This is a genomic window from Ruegeria atlantica (assembly GCF_013033965.1).
GTDB classification, from domain to species: domain Bacteria; phylum Pseudomonadota; class Alphaproteobacteria; order Rhodobacterales; family Rhodobacteraceae; genus Ruegeria; species Ruegeria atlantica_D.
In genome coordinates, this window is sequence record NZ_WQFE01000001.1 from 390460 (window position 1) to 417157 (window position 26698).

Genomic DNA, 26698 nt, shown 5'->3' on the forward strand with positions numbered 1-26698 from the left:
GATCCGCCCTTCAGTTCGCAAAGCCGGCAAAGCGGCGTGCGGCCTGACCATCGGTCAACGCTGCTCCACCCGCGACGACGATTTCATCGCCATCCTTCAACCCGGACAAAACCCGGACTTCACCGGTTTGCGTCGGCTCAATCGTCACAGGTACAAGACGCACGGTGCCTTCATCGGCTCCGACCGGAGAATATACCATGACGCCCAAGCCGCCGTTGGCATCGGAAATGATGGCTGTCGCAGGAACAACAATTCCGGTTCGGTCGTCCTGAACTTGCACGTTCACCGTCACCGACGATCCTGGCAGGATTTGCAGACCCTCGGGAGGCGTAAGGCCGAACTGAATACGGAATGTCTGGCCGACACTTGAAGATTCCGCGTCGAACTCGCGTATTTGCAGTGGGAAGACTTCGTCACTGACTGGAAACTTGGCCGTGATCGAGATGTCGTCCTCCTGCCCGGACCGTTGGAACAGGATTTCCGGTACGTCTACCTCGATCCGCAGTTCGGACATGTCATGGATTCGCACGATCGGTGCACCCGCTGAAACGGTGGTAAAGGCTTCGACCGTGCGGCGCGATACAAGCGCGTCAAACGGTGCGGTTAGCGTGGCGTGTTCCAGATCGTATTCGGCATCGCGGACGGCGATGTCTGCCAGTTGCGCTTCTGTTTCCGCGTCATCCACTGCCACCTGGCTGGCGGTTGTTCCGCGCAGACGGGACAAACGGGCCACGGTACGATCCGCTTGATCTTTTTGCAGTACAGCCCGATCATAACGGCGCTGAAACGGTTCCTGATCCAGTTGGGCAATCAGCTCACCTTTGGGGATCACGAACCCCTCCGTCACAGGCATTTCGACAATTTGCCCGGAAACTTGAAAGGCCAGGTCAACCGTTTGCCGCGCAGCGACACGGCCAAAAAACTGGCGGGAGAAACCGGGTGAGGTCTCCTTTACCACCATTAACTTCACGGGCTTGGCGGCATCCTGCGCCAAAACAGAGGTGGCAAACACAGTCAGAGCGACGCTTAGTACAGAGAAGAGTTTCATTTCTTCAATCCCTCAGGAATTCCTGTTTTCATTATGTTTTCCCGGATTTTCCGGGCCAGTCGTGCAAACTCGGCAGTCTCGTCAGCATCCAGTCCGGAGGCGCGGCGGAACAGGTCCCCCGCCTCGGCCATCAGAACCTGCCGCATCTCAAGTCCCTTGTCGGTCAGTACCAACAACCATGCCCGACGATCCTCCGGATCGCGTTGGCGTGTCAGATACCCTGCTTCTTCCAGCGCATCAGCCGTTGACGTTATAGTCGACGGCACAGTCAGCATATCGGCGGCCAAGACGCCCATACGCTTGGGTCGCTCCAGCTTGACCATCATATGGCATTCCTGATGGCTCAGCTCGACCTCAAGGGCATCAAAGCTCTCTTCCAGTTTCCAGTAGAGCGCATAGACCCCCATCATTGCCTGTACTTCCGGGCTGAGGCAGCGGACCAGTTCGCTATCGTCGTGTGTCATTGGCGAATCCGTTCGAGATTTGAAACACGCATATACTTCGAAAAATGAACCATTCAAGATGTGAAGCTGATTTCGACGCGAACTTTGGCATTCCCTTGGGTCAACATCTCTTGATCTAACCCTGTTATGACTGCATTTTGTGCAAATCCAAAACATTCAGGTCTTATCATGTACACGCCCGCGATCACCGGCTCCGGTGTTTTCACCCCCGAAAACGTCATCACCAACGCCGAGCTCGTCACTGCATTCAACGCCTATGCAGACAAGATGAACGCCCAAAACGCAGACGCGATTACAGCGGGTGAGATGGATCCGATGCAACATTCTTCGGAAGAGTTCATCGTCAAGGCTTCGGGCATCGAAAAACGATACGTGATGGACAAGGACGGTGTTCTGAACCCTGATGTGATGCATCCTCTTCTGCGCCAGCGAAACGATGATGAGCCGGGTATTATGACCGAGATGGCCGTCGACGCCTGCAAAAAGGCTCTGGCGCAAGCCGGTCGCAGCGCCGAGGATGTCGATCTGGTAATCTGCGCCGCCTCGAACCACGAACGCGCCTATCCTGCCGTTGCCATCGAGATTCAGCAGGCGCTTGGAATCAACGGGTTCGGGTTCGATATGAACGTCGCCTGTTCTTCGGCCACATTCGGCATTCAGGCAGCGGCTGACATGGTTCGCTCCGGCTCGGTCCGTTCGGCGCTGGTCGTGAACCCCGAGATTTGCTCTGGTCATTTGGAATGGCGCGACCGGGATTGCCATTTCATCTTTGGTGACGTGGCCACTGCCACTCTGATCGAGCGGATCGAAGACGCGAAAGGCCCACATTTCGAAATCCTGTCAACCCGCTGCGCGACCGAATTCTCGAACAATATCCGCAACAACAACGGTTTCCTGCGTCGCTCGCGCCCTGACGGAGTGGTCGACCGCCGTGACATGCAGTTCATGCAGAACGGCCGCAAGGTGTTCAAGGAAGTGCTGCCGATGGTCAGCAAGCACATCTCGGATCACATGGAATCCGAGGGGGTGGAGAATACAGACCTCAAACGTCTGTGGCTGCACCAGGCCAACAAGACCATGAATGACTTCATCGGTAAGAAAGTACTAGGCCGCGAGCCGGAAGCAGGAGAACAGCCCAACATCCTGCAAGATTATGCAAACACCTCATCGGCCGGGTCGATAATCGCGTTTTCAAAATTCTCTGATGACCTGACGGATGGCGACGTCGGTCTGATCTGTTCCTTCGGCGCGGGGTACTCGGTTGGGTCAGTGATTGTAAAGCGACACAATTGACGTCTTGGCGTCGTGACACACCGATCACGTCTCAGGATACGCCGTACCGCAGTACGCAAGACGACATCAGGAACGCTAGATTGGGACGCAAATAAAATACCCGCTTAATATAAGCTGCGGTGTAAAATCGCGGAAAGGCGTTCGGTTCCGTCCCAATGGACAGCCTTCCATCCTGCGGATCGGGCTGCCTCAACATTCGGTAGGGTGTCATCGACCAGCAAAAGGTCACCCGGTTGGCGCCCAACTTCCTGCGCTGCGAAATCGAAGAACTCAGGTTTTGGCTTTCTGCACCCCGCTTTTGCTGAGTACACTATGCCGTCAACTTCGTTGCCGAGTTCCATTGTCTGCATGAGATAGATTGCTCTCATGTGATCCTGGTTGGTTGCAAGATAAACAGATATGCCTTTGCTTCTCGCGTCGCGCACATCAGCAACAGTGGTTTCGACTATGCCGGAATCCTCACGAAACCAATAGTCTATCAAGTCACGAGCTTTAATGGTCGGAGCGACACGCTTTAGAACAGCCTCTAGTACAGGCAGGAGTTCAGTCCGTCCTTCGACAATGCCAGTCCATTCAGTTTTGAAAAACTCTTCCGCAAGCAGATTGGGATTAAGTCCAAGATCCTTCAATAAATCAGTGTCCCATCGCAGACCATCGCCGGGACGACCGTCGACGAGGACACCATCAACATCAAGCATCAGGCATTTTGCCATTACCGAACCCTTTGGTAACGCAACAGGAACGGTGCATATGTCGCTTGCAGAATAATTGAAACGAAACGCAACTGCTCAAACCGTGCTCGACCTGAGGACTGCTGAAAAGGTTGCAGATTGTTCACAGAAACATCGTCCTGATGACTGAGCGGTACAAACCGGAGTCTCAGCTCACGCTTTCTTCTTCCAGGTGCAGCTTCATGTCCAACAGGACCTGTTGCAGCTGGCTGGTTTCTTTCAGCAAGCGCTTGGCTTCGTTCACCGTGATGATGCCATCCTCGATTGCCGACTGGTATTCGGTCATCAACATCGCAAACCTCTGACTCAGAGCGATCACATCGGAATTCACGCCACCGGTGCGAGGGCTGTCGTCATTTCGCCCGTCATAGGACAGGGTGATATTCTTGAGATCCGCCAGCGCCGAGGTGACGTGGGGGAAGTTCGACACAGCCTCAAGCCGTGCGACCGCGTCGACCGGCATAAACCGGTCAGCATGTTCGATATTGTCAGAATAATAGCGGCCCAACGTGGCTTTGGACTTGCCGGTGATCTCGCACGCGGATTCGATTCCCACGTCTTTAACCAACGCTTCTGTGTGTTTTTTCAGGTAGGCCCCGATATCTGCCATGTTTTTACCTTTACTGCCTGCACGCCCCACTAAATCTGCCATTGCGGGGGAAAGGGGAAAGAAATTTCCCATACTCGAGTCATAATTGAAATGAGATAAATTGACTATCCCTCAGATATGCAGGGGTTTTGTGAGTGAGTGGCGGCTTTTCATGCCGGTAACGAGTGTTTGCAGAGCACAATTGAGCTCTGTTTCGGGTAGGCCGTGTAATGGCCGACGGCGTCGCTGTTGTTGAGGCGGGGTATCCATCCCCAATGGGCTTACGCTCGACCTTCGCAACGATAACGGCGACGTCGCTTTTCAAGCTCTTTGATGGCTTGCCCGCAAGGGTCAGGCAATTTAGACCCAAGCCATGGCAAAACTGTACTTTAATTATTCGACAATGAACGCGGGGAAATCGACCGTGTTGCTGCAGGCCTCGCACAATTACCGTGAGAGGGGTATGGACACCTACCTGATGACTGCAGCCTTGGACGGGCGGGCCGGTGTTGGCCGGATTGCATCGCGCATCGGAATATCGGCCGACGCCGATACTTTCGCACCGGGAAATGACGTGTTTGCGATGATTGAACAGCGTCTCAGTGAAGGGGACGTCACCTGCGTTTTTGTTGATGAGGCACAGTTTCTGACCGAAGAACAGGTCTGGCAACTGGCGCGTGCAGTGGACGACCTGCGGGTACCGATCCTTGCCTATGGCCTGCGCGTGGATTTTCAGGGCCGCCTGTTTCCCGGTTCGGCTGCCTTGCTGGCACTGGCAGATGAAATGCGTGAGGTGCGCACGATTTGCGAATGCGGCCGTAAGGCGACGATGGTCATCCGTCAGGACGACAACGGCAAAGCCATCACCGAGGGTGCTCAGGTGCAGATCGGCGGAAACGAGACCTATGTCTCGCTCTGCCGCAAACACTGGCGCGAGGCGGTCGGACGTTAGACCGGATTCGGCAGCGAGCGACCGGCGACAAAGGCCGCAACATTATCCAACGCCATGTGCCCCATATCGGTGCGTACTTCTTCGGTTGCCGTGCCAAGGTGGGGCAGTATCGTCACGTTCTCCATAGCGCACAGGGCCTGTGGAACAGTGGGTTCGAACTCATAGACATCAAGGCCAGCGCCTGCAATTTGCCCGGATTGCAGGGCAGTGATCAGCGCGGACTCATCCACCACCTCTCCGCGCGCGATGTTGATCAGGATGCCCGAGGGCTTCATCGCTTTCAGCACCGGCGCGTTGATCAAGTGATGAGTTTCTGCACCTCCGGGCACGGCAAGCACCAAGAAATCGACCACAGCAGCCAGTTCTTTCAGATCCGGGATGTTTTCTGCAGGAAACTCCACCTCTTTCGGACTGCGTGACTGATAGGCCACCTCCATTCCGAAACCGAAGTGGCACCGCCATGCAATGGCTTGGCCGATGCGCCCCATGCCTACGATACCAACGCGCTTGCCGGTCACGTGATGACCCAGCATCTGGGTTGGGTGCCAACCCTGCCAGTTGCCGGAGCGGACCAACCGTTCGCCTTCGCCCGCGCGGCGCGCGGTCGACAATAGCAAGGTCATTGCAATGTCGGCGGTGGCATCGGTAACAGCACCGGGAGTGTTAGACACCTCAATCCCTGCGGCCCGCGCAGCTGCGACATCGATATGATTGTACCCCACACCGAAGTTGGCCAGCAATTTGCAACGCGGCTGTGGCACTTCCGCGAAAATCTCCGGCGAAAACTGATCACCTAACGTCGGGACTACCACATCGAACTCGGCCAGTGCGCGCCGTATCTCTTCGGGCGACATCGGCAAGGTGCTCCTGCGGACCTCAACGTCGAACTCCTTCCGCGCGCGCGTCTCAACAGCGGCGGTCATAGGGCGTGCGATCAGAAGCTTCATCAGTGCATCCTTCCGCCGATGGGAACCTCGTCATCCGGTCCGATCAGAACGATCTCGCCATTATCATCCGGCAGGCCCAAGACCAGAACTTCGGACATGAACCGACCGATCTGGCGCGGGGGGAAATTGACGACAGCCATGACCTGTTTGCCCACCAATGTCGATGGATCGTAATGCGCGGTGACCTGAGCCGAGGTCTTACGCTCGCCAATTTCATCGCCAAAGTCGATCCACATCTTGATCGCGGGTTTACGAGCCTCCGGATATGGCTCGGCGCGGATGACCTTGCCAACGCGGATGTCGACCTTGAGAAAATCGTCGAATGAAATTTCACTCACGGGACAGCTCCTTGGATCGGTCAGTTGCGGCTTTGACCGCGCGGTGCAGCAGGTCAGGAAAGCCGAATTCTTCGTGCATCAGTACCTCAAGCGCGGCCTGCGTTGTACCATTGGGCGAAGTCACGTTTACGCGCAGTTGCGAGGGGTCTTCCTCGGCCGCTATAGCCAGCGCCCCTGCCCCTGCCACAGTCGACTTGGCCAGCTTCATCGCTAATTCATGCGGTAAGCCCTGCGCCTGTCCGGCAGCAGCCAGTGTTTCGATCAGGTGGAAAACATAGGCAGGACCCGAGCCGCTGAGCCCGGTCACTGCATCCATCTGCGCCTCGTCATCCAGACGCACGGTTTCACCAATCGCGGACAGCAGGTTTTCAGCTAGGGCAACATCAACCTCTGTGGCAAACCCGTTGCCGATCAGGGCGGTAATTCCTTGCCGGATCGCCGCCGGTGTGTTGGGCATCGCCCGCACGATAGCGGTGCCCTCGCCCAAAACGCCCTCAAAAGTCGCGATGGACGTACCTGCCGCGACCGACACAAACAGGCTGCCACCCCCTCCCAGAGCTTTGATCGCAGGCAGCGCGTCGCCCATCATCTGCGGTTTGACTGCCACCAGCACCACGGCGGGGGATTCGGGCAACGGAGTGTTGATATTGACGCCCTGCGCCTTCAGCCAGTCCGAGGGATACGGATCGATCACCCAGACGGCTGACGCAGGAAGGCCATGCTCTAACCATCCGGCGAGCATGGCCGATCCCATTTTACCGCAACCCAGAAGAACCAGCCCCTGTTCGGCGACGCGTGACATGTCCATGATTGCCCCTCTCCTCATCCGGTTCGGGGCAAAGCTTTACGCGCGGCCGTAGGCCTCTGCAATGGCGACCTGCATCGCATCCTCGGGATCGCGGTTGCCCCAAGTGACTAGCTGGATCGCGGGGTAATACCGCTCGGCGCTCAGAACCGCTGCGGTGATCATCGTGTCGATTTGTTCCGGACTAGCGGTCTGACCACCGGTCAGGACCAAACCGTACCGGTAAACCATCAGTTTCTGATTGGCCCAATAGGTGAACGCACCGGCCCAGCATTGATCATTCATCTTGTTGAGCAGCTCATACAGCTCGTTCTCGCGTTCGGCTGGAGGTTCCATTTCGAATGAGCATACCATGCGAAGTGTTTCGTCATAGTTGGACCAGGCCAAAGTGATCGAGTACGTACGCCACTGCCCCTCAACAGCCATAGCAATCTGATCATCCCCGATCCGGTCGAAATCCCAGTCGTGGTGTTCGGCAAGATGTTCAACAATGTCGATTGGATGAAGGTCTTCTTCGAGAAACTGTTCGGAAAGGGCCATAATGCCACCTCACTAATCTCTAGCCTTTTAGGGGCTGGCAGCGCCCCAGCGCTAGTTGCTTGCTCTACAAGCCGGGCTTCCCCAGTCTGCCTGTACTAAATATGGTGCGCCGCAGGCGAGGTTCTGGCAACCCTATTTATTGGGGATAACAGCAATAAGTTGTGGACAGCTGGCAACGGCGATCAAAATATTGACAGTTCACACAGCTTTGTCTTGATTAAATTCTGCAAGGCGTCAGAATACACAACACCGCACAATCCGAAGCCGGGTTGCGCGGCGGTTTTCTTTTTTCAAAATCTCAGATCTGCGGACTTATTTGTCCAGCTTGGCTTCCAGCGCCGCAATGCGCGCCTCAAGTGCGGCGTTCTCTTCGCGGGCTTTCTGGGCCATGGCACGCACGGCATCAAATTCCTCACGCGTGACGAAATCGCGGTCAGCCAGCCAGCGGTCGATCATCGACTTCATTGCATTCTCGGCCTCTTCCCGCGCGCCTTGGGCCACGCCCATGGCGTTGGTCATCAGTTGGGAAACGTCATCAAGAATCTTGTTACGGGTTTGCATGGCTTTACTCCGGTATCGCGGTTGGTCTCTATATGGGTAAAGATTGGCCCGGGCTCAAGGTTGACTTGCCCCGCAAACCCCGGGCAATGAGACGCACATGCAGGCTGTTCTGAATTTCCCCGACCTTTCGCCCGAAGTTTTCTCGATCTCGCTGTTCGGGATGGAGTTCGCACTAAGGTGGTATGCGCTGGCCTATATAGCCGGCATTCTGATCGCGTGGCGATTGGGTGCCATGGCGCTGAAACGCCCGGCGCTTTGGCTTGCAGATACGCCACCGATGAAGCCACAGCAGCTGGAGGATCTGATCACCTGGATCATCCTTGGCGTGATTCTGGGCGGGCGTCTGGGGTTCGTTCTGTTCTATCAACCAGGTTATTACCTGTCGCACCCGCTGGACATTCTGAAGATCTGGCAGGGCGGGATGGCCTTTCATGGGGGGCTGCTGGGGGTTGTTGTCGCGTCATACCTTTACGGGCGGCGGCATCAAATACCGGTTTTGTCCATGGCCGATCTGATTGCGCATGCTGTTCCACCCGGCTTGCTGCTGGGCCGACTGGCGAATTTCACGAATGCCGAACTTTGGGGACGACCCAGCGAGGTTCCGTGGGCGGTGATCTTTCCCGGCGCCGCCGCGCAAGACTGCCCCGGCGTTGTCGCCGGGATGTGTGCCCGTCATCCTTCGCAGCTGTACGAAGCCGCGTTGGAAGGGTTGTTGCTGGGTGCATTGTTGCTGTGGATGGCCTACCGGCGCAGGGCATTTCACAAGCCGGGCCTTGTGACCGGCATCTTTCTGGCAGGCTACGGGGCTTCGCGATTTCTTGTCGAGTTCTTTCGCCAGCCTGACGCGCAATTTGTCTCGCCCGGCAATCCGCTGGGGCTAGCGTGGCATGTTGGTGGGTACGGCCTGACGATGGGACAACTTCTGTCGTTGCCGATGATCGCGCTTGGCCTTTGGCTCGCGTTGCGCGCGCGATCGGCGCCATGAGTCTGAAGGATCACCTGCTAGCGCAAATCGCGCTGAACGGCCCGATGAGCGTGGCCGAATTCATGACCGAATGCCTCCTGAATCCCAAGTTCGGGTATTATTCAACCCACGATCCGCTGGGTGCACAGGGGGATTTCATCACAGCCCCGGAAATCAGCCAGATGTTCGGAGAGGTGATCGGGCTGAGTCTGGCGCAAAGCTGGTCAGATCAGGGAAAGCCGGACAAGTTCATTCTGGCCGAGTTGGGACCGGGGCGCGGCACCCTGATGGCAGATATCCTGCGCGCCACCGGCCGCGTGCCGGGCTTCCATGCGGCGGCCGAAATCGTTCTGTTCGAAGCCTCCCCAGCCTTGCGGGACAGGCAGGCCCAAACACTCAGCAATCACAATCCACGCTGGATCGATTCGCTTACCGACCTGCCCGAAGCTCCGCTGTTTCTGGTGGCGAACGAGTTCTTTGACGCCCTGCCGATCCGCCAGTTCCTACGTGAAGGTGAGGGCTGGCGCGAGCGTTTGATTGGCGCAGAGGGCGAATCGTTGACGTTTGGACTAGGGCCGAACACAAGCCAGGTTGCTCTTGCGGATCGCATAACCGACACTGAAGACGGTGATCTGGTTGAGCTCTGCCCGACCGCGATTCCGATTCTGACCGTGACAGCAGGCCGTATCGCGTCGCATGGTGGCGCTGCGCTGATCATTGATTACGGAGACTGGCACTCGCTGGGCGACACATTTCAAGCATTGCGATCACATGAACGTGTTGATCCTCTGCAGGCGCCGGGCCATGCGGATTTGACGGCGCATGTAGATTTCGAACCCCTTGCCCTGGCAGCACACGCAGCAGGTTGCGCTCATACAAAGCTGACACCTCAGGGCGTATTTCTGGAGCGGCTGGGTATTACGGCCCGCGCGCAGGCATTGGCGACGCCACTCGGCGGGTCTGAGCTTGAGACACTCATTGCTGCACATCGCCGGTTGACGCACCCCGAGGAAATGGGAAACCTGTTCAAAGTACTGGGCCTCTACCCTTCATATGCTGCACCTCCACCGGGACTGGAACCATGACTTTGGAAATTCTGACCTCGGACATCCTATCGCCTGTCCGCCACGGGTTCTTCAGCCGTCGGGGCGGTGCGTCTTCCGGTATTTTTGCGGGTTTAAACTGCGGCTATGGGTCTTCTGACCAAACCGAAGCAGTGACGGTGAACCGCCAGCGCGTCGCCGCCGCGATGGAGGTCGAATCGGACTCGTTGGTCGGCGTACATCAAGTGCATTCGCCGACTGTTCTGACGGTGGACGCACCGATAAATGGCGACAAACCCAAGGCAGATGCCGTTGTCACCGCGACACCCGGATTGGCGCTGACGATTCTCACGGCGGATTGCCAACCGGTCCTGTTCGCCGATTCTGACGCGAATGTGATCGGAGCCGCGCATGCTGGCTGGCGCGGTGCATTGGACGGCGTTTTGGAAGCAACCTTGGACGCAATGGAGGCATTGGGGGCACAACGAAAAAATACCGTCGCCGTCATTGGTCCAACAATTTCTCAAGGCGCCTATGAGGTTGGCCCCGACTTTCTGGATGAATTCGCGGCGGATTCGCCTGAGAATCTCAGGTTCTTTGCAAACGGTACTGGGGATCGGCTGCAGTTCGACCTGCCCGCCTTTGGGTTGCACAGGTTGCGACAAGCCGGAGTAGGTCAGGCCGAATGGACGCGGCACTGCACCTATTCTGACCCGGACAGGTTCTACTCCTATCGCCGCTCAACCCACGCAAACGAAGCCGATTACGGTCGCCTGATTTCCGCCATTAAATTGTAGGGCTCGCCCCAAATGTGGCAAATTCGCCGCTTTTTTGCCACATTTGTTGTGTCTGTTTGTATCGAGACATTTTGATTTTTATTGTCCGCACTCAGATGTTTATCAAATGATTTCTCAGTTGTGCGAGGCATTCCAAAAGAAGAGGACCTGCTGACCTTCAATAATGCTGCTTTAACCTCGGATCAGCCTTATCGGTGCCGCATTGACGCGTCACAGTGATCCGACACAGGAATTCGGGGTGTTCGCTCCCCGGGCACGAGCAGGAACAAAAACATGAAGGTCAAATCTCGCTTTCTCAGTGCCGTCGTTGCGGCCACTCGAGAGCAGGCACCGGAAATGCCGTGGAAACGGGTTTCCAGCTCTTCGGTCAGAGTTGCGCGCCGTTTGGCACGCCAACGTTGACCAACGCCCGCGGAACCAAGCTGCCGGTTCCAAGGGTCAAGACACACACCGGAGGGGTGCTCCGGGCCGGTGTGTGACCAACCGCTGAGTTTTCCAGCGGCTAGGTTCAGGGGCGTGTGTGCGTGGGTAATTTTCGCCTGCGTTGTAATGAGTTTGTCTGGGGGGTCAGTGCGTTGACCAAAGGAAAGCGGAAATTCATCGCGTTGCGACGCCGGGAAGGCGTGCGCCCTGAGGTCGCCATCTCATTAAAGACAAAAAATACGCCGGTCAGGTTGCCCTGTACGGAGGGCTCTACCCGTCTGAACGGTATTTTAGAAGGGACGGAATAAAAATGGCAATTCCACATTCCTTGGCCCGCGCAGCCCGAAATGCGGTCGACACTTCGGCCATGTTGCGCGAAATTCCGAGGACCAAAGCAAAACCAAAAGCGCAGTTGCGGCGCTATGAAGTCAGTACTTTGATGCCAAACGGAGATGTATCGCTAACGCGCCACATCGCCCCGGCTTTGCCCATGTTCGAAGACGCGTTCTGCGCTTTTACGCGCGGATCATTGGTGGAAACCGAACACGGCCCATTGGCGATCGAAGATCTGCTTCCGGGCGACTCGGTTCTGACACAGGATGGCGAACTGCAGACGGTCCTGTGGAAAGGGTCGGTGACATTGATTCCCGGACGCGAGGATTCGCGTGGCCGAACGCGCCCACTTACGCGGATCATGGCTGATACGTTTGGAATGCAAAAGCCGCTGTCGGGCGTGATCGCAGGACCCGCCGCGCGCTTGCTGGGCGCACCGGCGCATCTGCGCCATTTGCACGGTGGCGGTGAAATTCTGACCCCAGTCCATGAGTTCCAGGACGGCATGAGCGTTATCGAAACGCTGCCGCCGACACCGATTGAGCTGTTTCACATCTGCCTGAAACGCCATTCGGTCATCAAGGTCGACGGTCTGCAATTCGAATCCTACCATCCGGGCGTCAATGCCGTGCGTCAGGTCAGCCGATCGCTCAGGTCGATCTACCTGAACTTGTTTGCGCATATCGAATCGCTGAACGATTTCGGTCCGCTGGTTCTGCCGCGTGCAGGTGACGGTGAGGTAGATGCGCTTACGGCCTGAAAACAAAAACTAACTGCAGTGTGGGGGCATCATGCAGCTGATAATTAGTTGGGTTCTTTCTTTGACGGTCGCAGCTTTTCTGCCGCCGTCAAAGCCACATCAAAAGCGAATGATGTTCACGCCGTCCGGTTCATTCGTTCTTCGAGAACGTCAAACGGGACGCCGGGTTCGTCTTTTGCGCCGCGGATAACCAGTGATGTTTTCACGCTGGCCACGTTGGGCGTGGTTAGCAAATCACCCGTTAGAAACTGCTGGAAGCTGCTCAGGTCAGGGGCGACGCATTTCAGGATAAAGTCCACCTCGCCGTTCAACATGTGGCATTCCCGAACCAAAGGCCATTCGCGGCAGCGTTCCTCGAATGCGTTGAGTTCGGATTCCGCCTGACTTTCAAGCCCTACCATCGCAAAGACCTGAACTTCGAACCCCAGCTCGCGAGAGTTCACGTCGGCATGGTAGCCGCGGATAAGTCCGGATTCTTCCAACGTACGCACACGCCGCAGGCAAGGTGGTGCGGAAATACCGACCCGTTTTGCCAACTCGACATTTGTCATGCGCCCGTCTGCCTGCAATTCCGCTAGAATCTTGCGGTCAATCTCATCCAGTCGTATCGCGACCATGAAATGCTCCTGAATTTTCGGTTGTTATATCAGCACCCGACCAATGCGCAATTATCTTTCGCACTTGCGCAATATTCTATATTTTCAATGTTCTTTTTTTTGGCACCCTGCCGCAAATGCATAGCGGCCTGTCAAAAGGTTGGGGGTTTAAGCCCTGCGCGGTGGTCGCTATATCCATCCGTCAGGGGCCGCATGCCCCAATCAGGCAGATCGAGTTGGGGGTACTATGGCCGAAACACGACACACCAGGGTTCTGATCATCGGATCGGGACCGGCCGGTTACACGGCCGGCGTTTATGCCAGCCGCGCGATGCTGGAGCCCATTTTGGTTCAGGGCATCGAGCCGGGGGGGCAACTGACCACAACAACCGAAGTCGAAAACTGGCCCGGAGATACTGAGGTTCAAGGTCCAGACCTGATGGTGCGCATGCAAGATCATGCCAAGGCGATGGGCTGTGAGGTCATCGGTGACATAATCAACGATCTGGACGTCAGTAAACGCCCGTTCACCGCAACAGGCGACAGCGGAACCATCTACACCGCAGATGCGGTCATTCTGGCCACCGGCGCGCGCGCCAAGTGGCTGGGGCTGCCGTCGGAAGAGAAATTCAAGGGCTTTGGAGTTTCGGCGTGCGCCACCTGCGATGGTTTCTTCTATCGCGGGCAGGAAATCGTGGTGATCGGAGGCGGCAACACCGCCGTGGAAGAGGCGCTGTTTCTGACGAATTTTGCCAGCAAGGTCACGCTGATCCACCGTCGCGATGAACTGCGCGCCGAAAAGATCCTTCAGGACCGCCTGCTGAAGCATGAGAAAATCGAACCCCTGTGGTTCCACGAGTTGGACGAGGTGATCGGCACCGATGCCCCGCTGGGCGTTGAAGGTGCGCGCGTCAAGAACGTGAAGACCGGTGAGATCACCGAGATCCCCTGTAAGGGCGTATTTGTAGCGATCGGGCATGCACCGGCCAATGAACTGGTCAAAGACTCGCTGGAGACCCATATGGGTGGCTATGTGGTGACCAAGCCGGGTTCGACCGAAACCTCGGTGCCCGGTGTATTCGCGGCGGGCGATCTGACGGACCACATCTATCGCCAGGCGGTGACCAGCGCCGGCATGGGATGCATGGCCGCACTGGACGCCGAGCGCTTCCTGGCCGAGCAGGATTGATCTGATGCTGGAATTCTCCGGCTCGGTCTGGAGAATTCTGTTTCTATCACAAATGGACGCCCCTATGGCCCCTGCCCAGGCGCCAGAGGGGCGTTTTCATTACGCGGGGCAGACAGCAGTTTACGCCTCGCTAAGCGCAGAGGGCGCCGGGGTTGCCATTCGGCGATATGTCTCGGCGGGCGATCCGCCACGGGTCTTACAGCGGGCAATCGTGACAGGCGCAAAACTGGTCGACTTACGTGGACAGCGCGAGGCATCAATCGTTTGGCAGGACATTCACGCCAAACGGGGCACCTCGCCGACATGGCGGTTCTCGGACCGCGCGCGTGTCGCAGGCGCTGACGGGTTGATATACAGCTCGCGCTCGCGCCCCGACCTCAGCCATATCGTGCTGTTCGACTTGTCGCCGTCTCTGATCCGCGTGGACGGGCCGCCGACGGATTGGACACCGCCCTATCCACAACCACGGCTTGACCGCTAAGCCGCGGCGTATCAGACTCGGCCCAGACGTGGCGAATGCAGGTGAACTGATTGAAAACTGTTCTGTGGCAAGGCGGGTGGGCAACCCGGCTGAGGATCGGCAGCGGCCTGATCCTGTTTGCCTTTGCGTTCTTTCACTTTATCAACATCGGCCTGGGTCTGTTTCACACAGACTATTTGCATAACATGCAGGACGCCCGGCATGTGATCACGCGCCACAATGTCGGCAGCGTGCTTCTATATGCTGCTCTTTTGGTCCACGCAGGCCTGGCACTGCACTCGATCAGTCGCCGCCGGACTTTACGAATGTCGTTCAGCACCGGGTTGCAGATGATTTTGGGTTTGATGATCCCACTGCAGCTTATCTCGCACATCGTGCAAACGCGCTATGCGAACACGGTCTTCGATGTGAACGATGAAATGGGGTACATCATCGTACTGATGTGGCCCAGCTACGCGGTCTGGATGCAAAGCCTGCTTTTGTTGGTGGTGTGGGTGCATGGTTGTATCGGATTACACATGTGGCTGCGGCTGACCAACTGGTGGCCCAAGTTGGTGCCTTACCTGATTGGCGTGGCTGTGTTTGTCCCAACTTTTGCCCTTGCCGGAGTACTGACGGAGGGGCGCCGCATCTGGGCCGATTTTGCAGACCCGTTTTTGCGCGAACAGTATATCGAGCATTACAACTGGCCATCTCCGGAAGAATTCCAGGTTTTGTTCAGCGTAAAGGACAATGCCCTTATGGCGTTCTGGGTGGCTCTTGGCGCATCCCTGGCGGTATTCGCGATCCGTAAGCTCTGGCGTCGCCGACATTCTGTACGCGTTAAATACGTTCAAGGCCCTGAGGTTGTCGCCGAAAAAGGAATGACCTTGCTAGAAATATCCCAGGCCAACGGTATTCCTCACACGGCACTATGTGGTGGCAAAGGGCGCTGCACCACCTGCCGGGTGATTGTTGAGGATGGCGCAGATCAACTGCCTGAACCCGGCGAGGTCGAAGCCCGAAGCCTGGCCGCGGTCAGTGCCCCGAAAGGCGCCCGGCTGGCGTGCCAAATCCGCCCGATGGCTCCAATCACGGCGTTTCGCATGTTCCGCCCGGATGGCGGGCGACACCGGGCACATGCCAGTCAGGGTCAGGAACGACAACTGGCGGTGCTGTTTTTGGACATGCGTGGCTTCACCTCGCTCACCGCTGGTCAACTGCCCTATGACATTGTTTTCCTGCTGAACCGCTTTTTTGACGCCATTGTTCCCGCGATCACAGCCGAGGGCGGAGTAGTCGACAAATACATGGGCGACGGTTTACTGGCAGTGTTCGAAACCGCCGACGCCCAGAGTTCCGCACGTGCCGGGATGAGAGCGGCTGCGGAAATCAGCCTTGCCCTGCAGCATTTCAACCAGCAGTTGGAAACAGAAGGCAGCCCCCGAATTCGCATCGGAATGGGTCTGCATCTGGGCGATCTTGTTCTGGGTGAAATCGGTGCTGCAGGTCACGCCGCCCGCACGATCATCGGCGACACAGTGAATGTGGCCAGTAGATTGGAGGCCGAAACCAAAACACTGGGCTGCGAACTACTGGTCTCGGAAGAGTTGTTGCTGGCAGCAGGCTATGACGGCGATATGCGGCAGGTCCGATCGTTTGAACTGCGGGGTGTGGATCGCCCGATTCCCGCCCTGCCGGTCCTTACAGCTGCGGATTTGAACGCCAGTGTCGCAGCATAAGAACACTCGCCCTCAATTCAGTGAAATTGTTGCCCGCCCCAGGGACCAGCTTCGCAGATTGCCGCGCAAACCGGAATATCCTTCCATTCCGCAGAAAAACCGCGCATATCGTCCTTTGTTTCACCAAGGTATATGGACTTCACCCAAAAGCCGGGGCAAACGCCCCTAAATCAACGGCAAAGCAGCACTTCTACAAGAGTATTCCAATGACGATGTTAAGTAACCTGGCCCCGATCCCCGAACTGTTTGTCTCGTACGAGTCGGCGCAGAAACTGAAGGTGGAAGCCGCCGACCTGACCAGCTGGGACCTGAGCCCGCGCCAGATCTGCGATTTGGAATTGCTGATGAATGGCGGGTTTAACCCGCTCAAGGGATTTCTGAGCCAGGCGGACTACGACACTGTCGTTGAAAACATGCGGCTGGCCGACGGCACCCTATGGCCGATGCCCATCACTCTGGATGTGGACGAGGCGTTCGCCGACAAGATTGAGCTTGGCCAAGACATCGCTCTGCGCGATCAGGAAGGCGTCATTCTGGGCACCATGACCGTCACGGACCGCTGGACGCCCGACAAGGCGCGCGAGGCGGAAAAGGTATTTGGCGCCGATGACGAAGCGCACCCGGCGGTCAACTACCTGCATAACGTCGCGGGCAAGGTGTATCTGGGCGGCCCGGTGGTCGGTATTCAGCAGCCTGTGCACTACGACTTTCGCGCGCGCCGCGACACTCCGAACGAGCTGCGCGCTTATTTCCGCAAAGTTGGCTGGCGTCGCATCGTGGCATTCCAGACCCGTAACCCGCTGCACCGGGCGCATCAGGAGCTGACCTTCCGTGCCGCGAAGGAAGCCCAGGCCAACCTGCTGATCCATCCGGTCGTTGGCATGACCAAACCCGGCGATGTGGATCATTTCACCCGCGTGCGCTGCTATGAGGCCGTGCTGGACAAATACCCGGCCTCAACCACATCGATGTCGCTGCTGAACCTGGCAATGCGCATGGCTGGCCCGCGCGAGGCCGTCTGGCACGGGTTGATCCGCGCCAATCACGGCTGCACGCATTTCATCGTCGGCCGCGACCATGCAGGCCCGGGTAAGAACAGCCAAGGCGAAGATTTCTACGGCCCCTATGACGCGCAAGATCTGTTCCGTAAGTACCAGGACGAGATCGGCGTCGAGATGGTTGACTTCAAACACATGGTCTATGTGCAGGAACGCGCGCAATACGAGCCGAATGACGAAATCCTCGACAAGGACAACGTCACCATCCTGAACATCTCGGGCACCGAGCTGCGCCGTCGTTTGCGTGAAGGTCTTGAGATCCCGGAATGGTTCTCGTTCCCCGAAGTTGTGCAAGAGCTGCGCAGCCGCTTTCCACCGCGTTCGCGGCAAGGGTTCACCGTGTTCTTCACCGGCTTTTCGGGTTCCGGCAAATCGACCATCGCCAACGCCCTTATGGTCAAGCTGATGGAGATGGGCGACCGCCCCGTTACCTTGCTGGATGGCGACATCGTGCGGAAAAACCTGTCGTCCGAGCTGGGCTTTTCGAAGGAACACCGTGACCTGAACATCCGCCGCATCGGCTATGTGGCCAGCGAGATCACCAAGAATGGAGGCATCGCTATCTGTGCACCGATCGCGCCATATGCCACGACCCGACGCGCGGTTCGGGAAGAGATCGAACAATTCGGTGCCTTCTGCGAAGTACACGTTGCCACCAGCATTGAGGAATGCGAACGTCGCGACCGCAAAGGACTTTATAAGCTAGCCCGCGAAGGCAAGATAAAAGAGTTCACTGGTATCTCGGACCCTTACGACGTGCCTGAAAGCCCCGAGCTGAGCGTTGAGACCGAAAATGTCGAGGTCGACAACTGCGCCCATCAGGTTCTGCTAAAGCTGGAAAGCATGGGTCTGGTTGCAGCATCGTAGTCGCGGCGATCACAGACACTCAAAAGCGGCCTTTTGTGGCCGCTTTTTTTGTGCCGGATTGACAACCGCGCACCACCTTGGTGCAAATACAAGACCCGTTCAAACGCAAAGAGCCCATGACCCGCGACCTGCCTGCAATTGCCAGTTTCTGGTTCGGTTCAAATTTAAGCTGGCTCGAGGCGCTGTGCATTCAATCCTTTTTGGACAACGGTCACCGGTTTGTCCTGTATACCGTGCATGATGTCCAAGGCGTGCCCAGCGGTGTCGAGATGCAGCCCGCCGTTGATATCCTCTGGCCCCCGCCGTTTGACTTCCGACCGGAAGACCGATTGCGGGTGGCTGTGTTCTCGGACATCTTCCGGCTGCGACTTATGCAGAAAACCCCTTTTATCTGGGTCGACCTGGATGCCTATTGCGTCAAGCCATTCGATTTTTCTTCGTCCTACATTTTTGGCAGCTCGCAAGATGGGGCCTTTCCCAACGGCGTTCTGCGCCTGCCGGAAGATTCAGAGATACTGGCGTTGTGGATTGACTTTGTGACCTCGGCCAACCCGACCCAGCCCTGGCGCGGTGGGCGGCTGTTTCGACACAATCGCCGGCGCATCCGAAACGGAGAGACCTGGGGCATCGAAGCACTGCCCTGGGGCAGCTCGGGCCCCAAAGCACTGGAGCACTTCTTGCGTGAAACGGGCGAGGACAAGCATGCGATGAAGGCTGATGTGTTCTATCCCTTGTCCAAGGAACAGCTGTGGAAACTGCACGACCCGCGCATTTCAACAGACGAGATCGAACGCCATGGGGTGCATTCGGTCCATGTGTACGGGCATCAGAAAAAGTTCATGGCCAGCAAAACCGCCGGATTGCCAGTCAGAGGATCATACCTGCAGAGGCTTTGTCTTCGGCATGGGATCGACGCCTCGGCAAACCCAATCTTGCCTGTGGGATGGCTGACTCCGCAACCGTCGAACCATTAGGCCGCGTTTATCTGTTCCCGAAGGGTTCGCACCGCGCGGCCTTCGAAGTCACCAAACTCTGCCGCCTTGCTTTTCGCAGCCCTCAGGTGCGGCAGTCGTTCGGCATAGTCGTCGGCGGACAAGCCATTGATCGCGCGCCGAATGTCGGCCTCGGATTCACACAGGATCATACCGGATGTATCTATGAAGTCTCTGATATTCGGGCAGCCCCAGTAAATCGGAACCGTTGAACACAAGATTGCGTCTGTCAGTTTTTCCGAGAAATAGTTCTTCTCGCGCACATTCTCGATCACAACAGAGTAACGATAGGGTGCCAGCCCGTCTGATTTGCGATCAAAAGGCGTGTAGCCCCGCCCCATGATATCCACATCGGCATCCGTTTCTCGGACCCAGTCTATCACCGAATGGCGCAGCTGGTGGCCTTGCAGATCACGCTTGGCCGAGGCGATCAGCGAACAGGCTTTCGTCTTCTCAACATCCAAGTCACGCCAATCCGGCACCATCGTCACGCCATATGGCAGAAACACTGCATTCGGAAGGTTTTGCAGCAGCACATCGTGGAAAGTCATCACGCGAAAGAACCGCCGCCAAGTAAACCGCAGCATTTTGTCGTGTTTGGCGTGAATGGCCGAAGGTTCGCCCATCATTAACGAAATCCGAGCGCGGGTCCCTCGGCGCAGGCGCAGATGAACGGTTGAATTGGGGTACATAATCAGGTGGTCGGTACGCTCAAGATCGCCAACCGATTTGCCCGTCAGACGCTCGGGGCACCCTTCGGGCCAGATCAGATTGGCGACTGGAACCGAAGCCAGTCTTGGCCCCAACCGGTGCCCATAGGGCAGGATGGCGATCGCGGGTTCAGTCATGACAATTGCTCGGGCAAGTTGACCTGACCGCGCATTAACACAAAGCCACGACCCGCCACCTTGATGCCTGTCATTTCATCTGCAGGTCCGACGCGCGTCACAGTCGCCTGACCCGGGCGGCCCAGGTCATGGCCCTGTTCAGCTGTAAACGTATCCTTTGGCATCAAACCGTATTTCCAGAGATATGCCGCCATTGCTCCGGTCGCGGATCCGGTGAACGGATCCTCGGGAGGGCTGGGCGGCAACATCATCAGGCGCGAAAACGTATCTCCAGCCTCAGTCGCACCCTGGAGCGTCACAATATACGGCTCGGCCATGTCCGATCCAGAATACCCTCCGGCCTCAATGACCTTGCGAAGAGGTTCTTCAGTCAACTTTGCAGCACGCAGCGCTTCAAGATCGCGCAGAACAGTGACACAAAACGGCAACCCGGTTGAGACCATCTGAGGTGGCGAGATGATCGCATTTTCCGGCAGATTGATGGCAGCGGCAACAAGATCGGCAGGAACCATCGCACCAAATTGCGGTGCGATCTGTGTCATCTCAATCTCATCACCGTTGAGTTGGACCGATACGATCCCTGCCCCGGTTTCAAGCGTCAGAGACTCGCCCTGAAACAATCCACGCGCCCGCATCGCCGCGACAGTGGCAATGGTCGGATGTCCTGCAAAGGGAATTTCACGGCTGGCCAAAAAATAGCGCACTCGAACATCGGCCACATCGGACGGGCCGGTGAAGGTGCATTCAACCAACGAGGTCTCGCGCACATACGCGGTACAGACATCTTCTGGCAGCCCGGCACCACCATGAACCACGGCGCAACCGTTTCCGCCAAAGGCACGGTCGCTGAACGCGTCCACCCAGTCGAAATCAAACCAGCTCATTTATTGAAGCCTCCGCCCTGCGAACCTGTGTTGGTTCGCATATCTCACCCGAAGGGCGACGGATGTCACGGGAAAATCACGCGCTGTGGGGGCCGTCTCAGTGAACGGCCACCGGGGAAAAGTCATGTTCGCGCGCCAGAACAAAGGCCAGCTTGCGGTCTGCGACCAGTGCCAGCTGCTGGCCGTCGGAGTCATGTACTGCATAAAGCTGATCCAGATCACCGGCCTGTTCGCGCACTTCACGCGGCAAGTCAGCAACATCGACGGCTTTGACATAGACGATGCGGTCGCCTTCGGCGTTAATCTCAATCGGTGTATTCATTGCTCTTACCCCTTCCGTATATTGATTGTCTGCACCACGGTTTCCGGCACAGCGCGGGTCAGATCCACATGCAGCAGACCGTTTTCCATGATCGCCTCGCCCACCTCGACACCGTCCGCCAACACAAACATGCGCTGAAACTGACGTGCCGCGATGCCACGGTGCAGAAAGATGCGCCCCTCGCTATCGTCGCGTTGACGGCCCCGGATCACCAATTGGCGGTCCTCGATGGTAATCGACAGGTCTTCTTCCGCAAAACCGGCCACGGCCAGAGTGATGCGATAGGAAAAATCCGAGGTCTGTTCGATGTTATAGGGCGGGTATCCTTCGTTTCCGGCCTTTGCAGACCGTTCCAGAAGGCGTTCCAATTGCTCGAACCCCAATAGATGCGGGTATGAGCCAAGAGTAAGTTTTGACACGTATTTTCGTCCTTTATTGTCAAAGCGACGTGTGGTGCGGCCCCGTTCTGGCAACCGCGTATGATAGAATATGGGAATATGCAGGGATGTCCACAAGGTCTGGCCGGATAAACCCTGACACACTATCTTGTGTGGAAAGCACCACAATAAAGACCGAGTCGCCCATGAACGCGCCCACTGACATTTCGATGAAAACTGACGAAGTTCTTCGGGTCGAGCTGGAGGTTTTTCGCCGCCAGCACCGCGATCTGGACGAAGCGATCGAGGCGCTGCAGGCCACCGGCACATCAGATCAGCTGACGATCAAACGGCTGAAAAAGCAGAAACTGCGCCTCAAGGACATCATTCGTGTGATCGAAGACCGTTTGACCCCGGATATCATCGCCTAAAGCCCCTGTACCGCATTGCCAGATAGGCCGATTTGGCTATAGTGCGCGCTCTTTCGACAGGCAGAGGCGACAAGCGGATGAGCGATGTGAAAGTGGGGATCATCATGGGCAGCCAGTCGGACTGGCCCACGATGAAAGAAGCCGCGGATATTCTGGATGAACTGGGCATTGCGTATGAAAAGCGCATCGTCTCGGCGCATCGCACTCCGGATCGCCTGTGGGATTATGGCAAAACAGCCGTTCAGCGTGGCTTGGATGTGATTATCGCGGGTGCGGGCGGTGCTGCACATCTGCCCGGGATGATGGCCTCAAAGACGCGCGTGCCGGTGATCGGTGTGCCTGTTCAGACCCGTGCCCTGTCAGGCGTCGATTCGCTATACTCCATCGTGCAGATGCCCAAAGGATTTCCGGTGGCGACGATGGCTATCGGCGCGGCCGGTGGGGCCAATGCCGGGTTGATGGCGGCCGGCATCCTCGCCTTGCAGGACGCTGCATTGGCTGATCGGCTGGATGCCTGGCGCGAAGCTTTGTCTGCTTCTATCCCCGAGGAACCGCAGGGATGAGCCGTATCGGCTTTATCGGAACCGGACATATCGCAGCCCCCATTGCGCGTTTTCTTGCGGCCAAGGGGCACGAAATCGCCGTTACAGAGCGAAACGCCAAAGTCTCGGCTGATTTGAAGGCTGAACTTGGCGTAACGGTCACAAACCCACAAGCGGTTATCGACGCATCGGATATCGTTTTTCTTTGCCTACGCCCTCAGATCGCCCCGGAAGTTTTGGATAAGCTGAGTTTTCGCTCGGATCAGCAAATCGTATCGGTGATGGCAGCTGTATCGGCGGACCAGCTTGCATCCCTGTGCGCTCCGGCGACTGACTTCGTTCAAACGATCCCTTTGGGGTTCTTGCGACAAGGTGGATGCCCACTCGCCGCGTTTGGCAACGATGCCTTGCTGGCCGAATTGTTCGAACCCGAAAACCCGGTTGTAAAAGTCGCAACCGAGGCGGCGCTGAATGCGCATTTTGCGATCTGCGCGATGGTCCCGGGCATTCTGGACGTGATGGCAACAGGTGCCGAGTGGTTGGCCGAGCAGACAGGCGACGCGGATGCCTCTGAGTTCTACACAACACAGCTTTTGTCCGGATTCCTGCAGACGATGCAAACCGGGCAAGCCGGGCGTCTGGCCGAGGAACGGGACGCGCTGGCGACAGACGGAACACTCAGCCTGCAGATGACGCAGGCATTGCATGCGGGCAAAGCACATGATGCGCTGCGCTCGGCCCTGCAGGCGATTGGAAAAAGATTGGGGACAGACTGATGACGGACATGCTTTCTCCGGGGGCGCGGATTGGAATTCTGGGCGGTGGTCAATTGGGCCGGATGTTGTCCGTCGCGGCAGCCCGGTTGGGCTTTGTAACCCACATCTTTGAGCCAGGTGCCAACCCACCCGCCGGTCAGGTGGCGGATCGTGTGACCACTGCAGTCTATGACGACGCTGCGGCGCTGAAAGCGTTTGCCGAGTCGGTTGATGTCATCACCTATGAATTCGAGAACATCCCAACCGAAGCGTTGGACCTGTTGGAAGCAAATTGCCCGATCCACCCCGGACGCGAGGCACTGCGCGTCAGTCAGGACCGGTTGACCGAAAAGAACTTCCTTGCCGGGTTAGGTTTGAAGACGGCACCGTTCGCCGACATCACGGATCTAAACAGCCTGAAGGCAGCGATTGACCAGATCGGCACGCCGGCCATCCTGAAAACCCGCCGCTTTGGCTATGACGGCAAGGGACAGGCGCGGTTGCGCGGTCCCGAGGATGCCGAGGCTGCCCTGGCCGATATGGCAGGCGCGCCCGCAATCCTCGAAGGGTTCGTCAACTTCAGCCACGAGGTATCGGTCATCGCCGCCCGCGGTATCGACGGTCAGGTGGCCTGTTTCGACCCCGGCGAGAACGTGCACCGCGATGGCATCCTGCACACGACTACGGTCCCTGCCCGCCTCGCCCCGGCGCAGCGGACGGATGCGGTTCTGTTGGCTGCCAACATTCTGAACGCGCTGGACTATGTCGGTGTTATGGGAGTCGAGCTGTTCGTCACGTCGGAAGGTTTGATCGTGAATGAGGTTGCGCCAAGGGTGCATAACTCGGGCCACTGGACTCAGAATGGATGCGCGGTGGATCAGTTTGAGCAGCATATTCGCGCCGTAGCCGGTTGGCCGTTGGGCGATGGTCAACGCCACTCAGACGTGGTCATGGAGAACCTGATCGGCGACGATATGGACCGCGTGCCGGAATTGGCGCGGGAACGCGACGTGGCGCTTCATCTCTATGGCAAGGCTGAGGTCAAACCGGGCCGTAAGATGGCGCATTTCAACCGCATCACGCGGTAACTCAGCCCACGAACCGTGCGGCGATATCGCCGGACATGAAACTAACCCGCCCGCCAGCCAGCGTGGCGGCGACGCGGTGGGACCGAGCATCAAGGATCACTAGGTCTGCGCGTTGACCCGGGGCTAGAGTGCCCCGGTCCTGCAACCCAAGAACCCGTGCCGGACCTGAAGAGACCAACGCCCAGGCTCCGGCCAGATCCAACAGACCGGATTTGGCAAGCATCAAAGCCGCTCGCCTAGGACTGGGATAATGGTAATCCGAGGCCAGCGCATCACACAGCCCCATCGTGATCAAATCCAGCGCGCTGACATTGCCCTTATGCGACCCCCCACGCACCACGTTGGGAGAACCAAGGATGACGTGATCACCCGCAGCCCGTGCGGCCTCGGCTGCCTCTAGCGTTTCGGGAAATTCGGCAATCTGAGCACCTCTCGCACGCCAATTGGCACGAGTTTCGGCCGTTGCGTCGTCATGGCTGCCCATACGGACACCCTGCTCGGACAGCGCCGCACAGAGCGCGTCCAAGGCTGCGGGAACCTCATCCCGACGGGCATGCATGGACAGCAACATCTCAAAATGTGCGTCCGGATTGCGCCCGGCCTTAAGCGCCTGCCCCGTCAGTCGTGGCGGCTTGCGCCCCTCGGCCAACCGGTCATGCGGTAGGTGATCATTGAACACGACATAGGGCACCTGCCAATTGGCGATACGCTCAGGCAGGCTGGAGTATTCCTCCAACATGTGGGTTTCGAACCGCAACTGGGGCAACAGATCGGTCACGACGCGATCCTTGACCGATGTAATGGCATCGAACACCTGACCCGCAAATTCGGGGCCGCGCACGCCGCCTTCCCAACTCAGGAACTGGGCCAGAACCGCCGTGGTGATCCCGTTCGCAGCCAATTCAGCCTCGACCGACAGGATACCCTCATCCATCTGTTTCATCGCCCCGCGACGCGGCGCGATGTGGCGCTCGAACCCGTCACCGTGCAGGTCAATGATGCCGGGCAAGACAAGGTACCCGGTCAGGTCGATTGTTCGGCCTGGATGGTCCAGTTGCACGATCCCGTCGGAAATGGGCAAATCTGCACGCGTCATGCCCCGGTCCGGCAGCAGAACCTCTGCGCCGGAAAATGTCAGAGAGAGAGCGGTCATTGAGAGCGTTCCGAAGAGGGTTCCGAGCAATCCTGCCCGATGCAGATTTCGTCGATGATTTCCATCACCCCGTCCAGCCAAGTGATCTGCGGATCAAACTGCCCAAACTCAATGAAATGCAACGCCTGCGCCATTACGCGCGGGTTGTTCATCATGAAAGTGTGTGTCACCGGTAGGACGATATGATCCGCCATTCCTTCGACCTTGGTCGTTTCAACAGACACTTTCCCGTCATCCGAGCCATCAATCATCGAAGAAAACAGCGGGTTCAACGAATTCTCCCCTGCGATCACGCCCAGCTCAAAATCCACCGGCGGCAGTTGCCTCGGAATACCCTCGGGGCCCGTGCCCAGCGCCAAACCGGCCGGTCCATTCAGCATCCCGAACACCTCATACGCGCTAAGTTCGTCCACCAGCTGGCTGCCCTGATTGGGCGGGCCAAGCATGACCACGCGGCCCAGATTTTCAGGATGATTGTCTTGCAGCCAATAGCGCAACAGGATGCCGCCCATCGAATGCGCAACCACATTGACCCTATTGGCACCACAATCGGCAAACGCATCTGGCAGCGTCTGCGCAGCCAGTTCGGGAATAGGTAGGTCAGTGGAAGGGTACCCTGGACGCACCACAGTATATCCATGCGTTTTGAAGAGCTGCTCCATGACGGTAAATGACGCTTCGGTCCGCGCCAGCCCGTGTAGCAGGACCACGCATTTGGCCTGCGCTATGGCGGGAACAACGAGCAAAAAGAGGGCAAGCAGGTAACGCATAGCCGCCAGATAAGGCCTATCGCCCGACGAATAAAC

At 57.5% G+C, this 26698-nt stretch carries 31 protein-coding genes; 15 read left to right on the top strand and 16 right to left on the bottom strand.

The genetic code is table 11. The features are described 5' to 3' along the window. Positions 1–10: 10 nt before the first annotated feature. Together GOW16_RS01955 and GOW16_RS01960 are read right to left on the bottom strand one after the other, a co-directional pair. Positions 11–1048, bottom strand: coding sequence for an efflux RND transporter periplasmic adaptor subunit (locus tag GOW16_RS01955; protein WP_170409719.1), 1038 nt, complete (start codon positions 1046–1048; stop codon positions 11–13). Continuing rightward, positions 1045–1512: a MarR family winged helix-turn-helix transcriptional regulator gene (locus GOW16_RS01960; protein ID WP_170409721.1), complete on the bottom strand. Its 468-nt coding sequence runs from the start codon at positions 1510–1512 to the stop codon at positions 1045–1047. The genes GOW16_RS01955 and GOW16_RS01960 overlap by 4 nt, the downstream gene beginning before the upstream one ends. A 168-nt stretch (positions 1513–1680) precedes the next feature. Between GOW16_RS01960 and GOW16_RS01965 the strand changes: the two genes are divergently transcribed. Next, a complete protein-coding gene (locus GOW16_RS01965; RefSeq protein ID WP_170409723.1) occupies positions 1681–2805 on the top strand; it encodes a beta-ketoacyl-ACP synthase III in 1125 nt (374 codons plus the stop codon). Positions 2806–2909: 104 nt separating this feature from the next. Here GOW16_RS01965 and GOW16_RS01970 read toward each other — a convergent pair whose 3' ends face one another. After that, complete coding sequence (locus tag GOW16_RS01970) at positions 2910–3518, bottom strand: HAD-IA family hydrolase (protein WP_170409725.1); 609 nt, start codon at positions 3516–3518, stop codon at positions 2910–2912. 166 nt (positions 3519–3684) lie between these two features. Then, positions 3685–4146: a hypothetical protein gene (locus tag GOW16_RS01975; protein ID WP_170409727.1), complete on the bottom strand. Its 462-nt coding sequence runs from the start codon at positions 4144–4146 to the stop codon at positions 3685–3687. A gap of 352 nt (positions 4147–4498) precedes the next feature. On the opposite strand from GOW16_RS01975, the gene GOW16_RS01980 reads away from it, so the two are divergent. Further along, the gene (locus GOW16_RS01980) at positions 4499–5077 is read left to right on the top strand and encodes a thymidine kinase (protein ID WP_170409728.1); all 579 of its coding nucleotides are present in this window, start codon (positions 4499–4501) and stop codon (positions 5075–5077) included. Here the strand turns inward: GOW16_RS01980 and GOW16_RS01985 are convergent. The 5 genes from GOW16_RS01985 to GOW16_RS02005 form a co-directional block, all read right to left on the bottom strand. After that, on the bottom strand, positions 5074–6024 hold the full coding sequence (locus GOW16_RS01985) for a 2-hydroxyacid dehydrogenase (protein ID WP_170409730.1): 951 nt from the start codon (positions 6022–6024) through the stop codon (positions 5074–5076). The genes GOW16_RS01980 and GOW16_RS01985 overlap by 4 nt on opposite strands. Next, a complete protein-coding gene (locus GOW16_RS01990; protein WP_170409732.1) occupies positions 6024–6362 on the bottom strand; it encodes a tRNA-binding protein in 339 nt (112 codons plus the stop codon). Before GOW16_RS01990 ends, GOW16_RS01985 begins: the two co-directional genes overlap by 1 nt. Continuing rightward, entirely contained in the window at positions 6355–7170 is an 816-nt protein-coding gene (gene proC, locus GOW16_RS01995; RefSeq protein ID WP_170409734.1) for a pyrroline-5-carboxylate reductase, read from the bottom strand. The genes GOW16_RS01990 and proC overlap by 8 nt, the downstream gene beginning before the upstream one ends. A gap of 36 nt (positions 7171–7206) precedes the next feature. Further along, on the bottom strand, positions 7207–7707 hold the full coding sequence (locus GOW16_RS02000) for a YbjN domain-containing protein (RefSeq protein ID WP_170409736.1): 501 nt from the start codon (positions 7705–7707) through the stop codon (positions 7207–7209). 312 nt (positions 7708–8019) lie between these two features. Further along, complete coding sequence (locus GOW16_RS02005; protein ID WP_050604795.1) at positions 8020–8268, bottom strand: accessory factor UbiK family protein; 249 nt, start codon at positions 8266–8268, stop codon at positions 8020–8022. Positions 8269–8365: 97 nt separating this feature from the next. Here GOW16_RS02005 and lgt point away from each other — a divergent pair, with 97 nt between their 5' ends. The 4 genes from lgt (at position 8366) to GOW16_RS02025 (ending at position 12588) form a co-directional block, all read left to right on the top strand. Then, entirely contained in the window at positions 8366–9253 is an 888-nt protein-coding gene (lgt, locus tag GOW16_RS02010) for a prolipoprotein diacylglyceryl transferase (protein ID WP_170409738.1), read from the top strand. Further along, entirely contained in the window at positions 9250–10317 is a 1068-nt protein-coding gene (locus tag GOW16_RS02015; RefSeq protein ID WP_170409740.1) for a class I SAM-dependent methyltransferase, read from the top strand. The genes lgt and GOW16_RS02015 overlap by 4 nt, the downstream gene beginning before the upstream one ends. Next, positions 10314–11072, top strand: coding sequence for a peptidoglycan editing factor PgeF (gene pgeF / locus GOW16_RS02020; protein WP_170409742.1), 759 nt, complete (start codon positions 10314–10316; stop codon positions 11070–11072). The genes GOW16_RS02015 and pgeF overlap by 4 nt, the downstream gene beginning before the upstream one ends. A 733-nt stretch (positions 11073–11805) precedes the next feature. Further along, positions 11806–12588 (top strand): Hint domain-containing protein, encoded by a 783-nt coding sequence (locus tag GOW16_RS02025; RefSeq protein ID WP_170409744.1) that lies wholly within the window; start codon positions 11806–11808, stop codon positions 12586–12588. Positions 12589–12704: 116 nt separating this feature from the next. Here GOW16_RS02025 and GOW16_RS02030 read toward each other — a convergent pair whose 3' ends face one another. Further along, positions 12705–13205: an Lrp/AsnC family transcriptional regulator gene (locus GOW16_RS02030; RefSeq protein WP_170409746.1), complete on the bottom strand. Its 501-nt coding sequence runs from the start codon at positions 13203–13205 to the stop codon at positions 12705–12707. Between the two features lie 226 nt (positions 13206–13431). Between GOW16_RS02030 and trxB the strand changes: the two genes are divergently transcribed. The 5 genes from trxB (at position 13432) to GOW16_RS02055 (ending at position 19474) form a co-directional block, all read left to right on the top strand. Beyond that, the gene (trxB, locus tag GOW16_RS02035; protein ID WP_170409748.1) at positions 13432–14373 is read left to right on the top strand and encodes a thioredoxin-disulfide reductase; all 942 of its coding nucleotides are present in this window, start codon (positions 13432–13434) and stop codon (positions 14371–14373) included. Between the two features lie 4 nt (positions 14374–14377). Beyond that, complete coding sequence (locus tag GOW16_RS02040; RefSeq protein ID WP_170409750.1) at positions 14378–14854, top strand: RES family NAD+ phosphorylase; 477 nt, start codon at positions 14378–14380, stop codon at positions 14852–14854. A gap of 50 nt (positions 14855–14904) precedes the next feature. After that, entirely contained in the window at positions 14905–16575 is a 1671-nt protein-coding gene (locus tag GOW16_RS02045; RefSeq protein WP_170409752.1) for an adenylate/guanylate cyclase domain-containing protein, read from the top strand. A 206-nt stretch (positions 16576–16781) separates the two neighbouring features. Further along, a complete protein-coding gene (locus GOW16_RS02050) occupies positions 16782–18500 on the top strand; it encodes a bifunctional sulfate adenylyltransferase/adenylylsulfate kinase (RefSeq protein WP_170409753.1) in 1719 nt (572 codons plus the stop codon). A 116-nt stretch (positions 18501–18616) separates the two neighbouring features. Beyond that, positions 18617–19474, top strand: coding sequence for a hypothetical protein (locus GOW16_RS02055; RefSeq protein ID WP_170409755.1), 858 nt, complete (start codon positions 18617–18619; stop codon positions 19472–19474). Here the strand turns inward: GOW16_RS02055 and GOW16_RS02060 are convergent. The 4 genes from GOW16_RS02060 to GOW16_RS02075 all read right to left on the bottom strand — a co-directional run bounded on the left by GOW16_RS02060 (position 19471) and on the right by GOW16_RS02075 (position 21965). Beyond that, positions 19471–20340, bottom strand: coding sequence for a glycosyltransferase family 10 domain-containing protein (locus tag GOW16_RS02060; protein WP_170409757.1), 870 nt, complete (start codon positions 20338–20340; stop codon positions 19471–19473). The two genes, GOW16_RS02055 and GOW16_RS02060, sit on opposite strands and share 4 nt — an antisense overlap. Beyond that, entirely contained in the window at positions 20337–21224 is an 888-nt protein-coding gene (locus GOW16_RS02065) for a PhzF family phenazine biosynthesis protein (protein ID WP_170409759.1), read from the bottom strand. The genes GOW16_RS02060 and GOW16_RS02065 overlap by 4 nt, the downstream gene beginning before the upstream one ends. 97 nt (positions 21225–21321) lie before the next feature. Further along, positions 21322–21546 (bottom strand): DUF1150 family protein, encoded by a 225-nt coding sequence (locus tag GOW16_RS02070; protein ID WP_170409761.1) that lies wholly within the window; start codon positions 21544–21546, stop codon positions 21322–21324. A 5-nt stretch (positions 21547–21551) separates the two neighbouring features. After that, positions 21552–21965: an Hsp20 family protein gene (locus GOW16_RS02075; RefSeq protein ID WP_058275530.1), complete on the bottom strand. Its 414-nt coding sequence runs from the start codon at positions 21963–21965 to the stop codon at positions 21552–21554. A gap of 164 nt (positions 21966–22129) precedes the next feature. On the opposite strand from GOW16_RS02075, the gene GOW16_RS02080 reads away from it, so the two are divergent. The 4 genes from GOW16_RS02080 to GOW16_RS02095 all read left to right on the top strand — a co-directional run bounded on the left by GOW16_RS02080 (position 22130) and on the right by GOW16_RS02095 (position 24739). Then, a complete protein-coding gene (locus GOW16_RS02080; RefSeq protein WP_170409763.1) occupies positions 22130–22354 on the top strand; it encodes a YdcH family protein in 225 nt (74 codons plus the stop codon). A 77-nt stretch (positions 22355–22431) separates the two neighbouring features. Beyond that, the gene (purE, locus tag GOW16_RS02085) at positions 22432–22917 is read left to right on the top strand and encodes a 5-(carboxyamino)imidazole ribonucleotide mutase (RefSeq protein ID WP_170409765.1); all 486 of its coding nucleotides are present in this window, start codon (positions 22432–22434) and stop codon (positions 22915–22917) included. Then, positions 22914–23672, top strand: a complete 759-nt coding sequence (locus GOW16_RS02090; RefSeq protein ID WP_170409766.1) for an NAD(P)-binding domain-containing protein — start codon at positions 22914–22916, stop codon at positions 23670–23672. The genes purE and GOW16_RS02090 overlap by 4 nt, the downstream gene beginning before the upstream one ends. Beyond that, the gene (locus GOW16_RS02095; protein ID WP_170409768.1) at positions 23672–24739 is read left to right on the top strand and encodes a 5-(carboxyamino)imidazole ribonucleotide synthase; all 1068 of its coding nucleotides are present in this window, start codon (positions 23672–23674) and stop codon (positions 24737–24739) included. The genes GOW16_RS02090 and GOW16_RS02095 overlap by 1 nt, the downstream gene beginning before the upstream one ends. A gap of 1 nt (position 24740) precedes the next feature. Here the strand turns inward: GOW16_RS02095 and GOW16_RS02100 are convergent, their stop codons facing one another. Next, positions 24741–25892: an alpha-D-ribose 1-methylphosphonate 5-triphosphate diphosphatase gene (locus GOW16_RS02100; RefSeq protein ID WP_170409770.1), complete on the bottom strand. Its 1152-nt coding sequence runs from the start codon at positions 25890–25892 to the stop codon at positions 24741–24743. After that, complete coding sequence (locus tag GOW16_RS02105; RefSeq protein ID WP_170409772.1) at positions 25889–26662, bottom strand: alpha/beta fold hydrolase; 774 nt, start codon at positions 26660–26662, stop codon at positions 25889–25891. The genes GOW16_RS02100 and GOW16_RS02105 overlap by 4 nt, the downstream gene beginning before the upstream one ends. Positions 26663–26698: the final 36 nt, after the last annotated feature.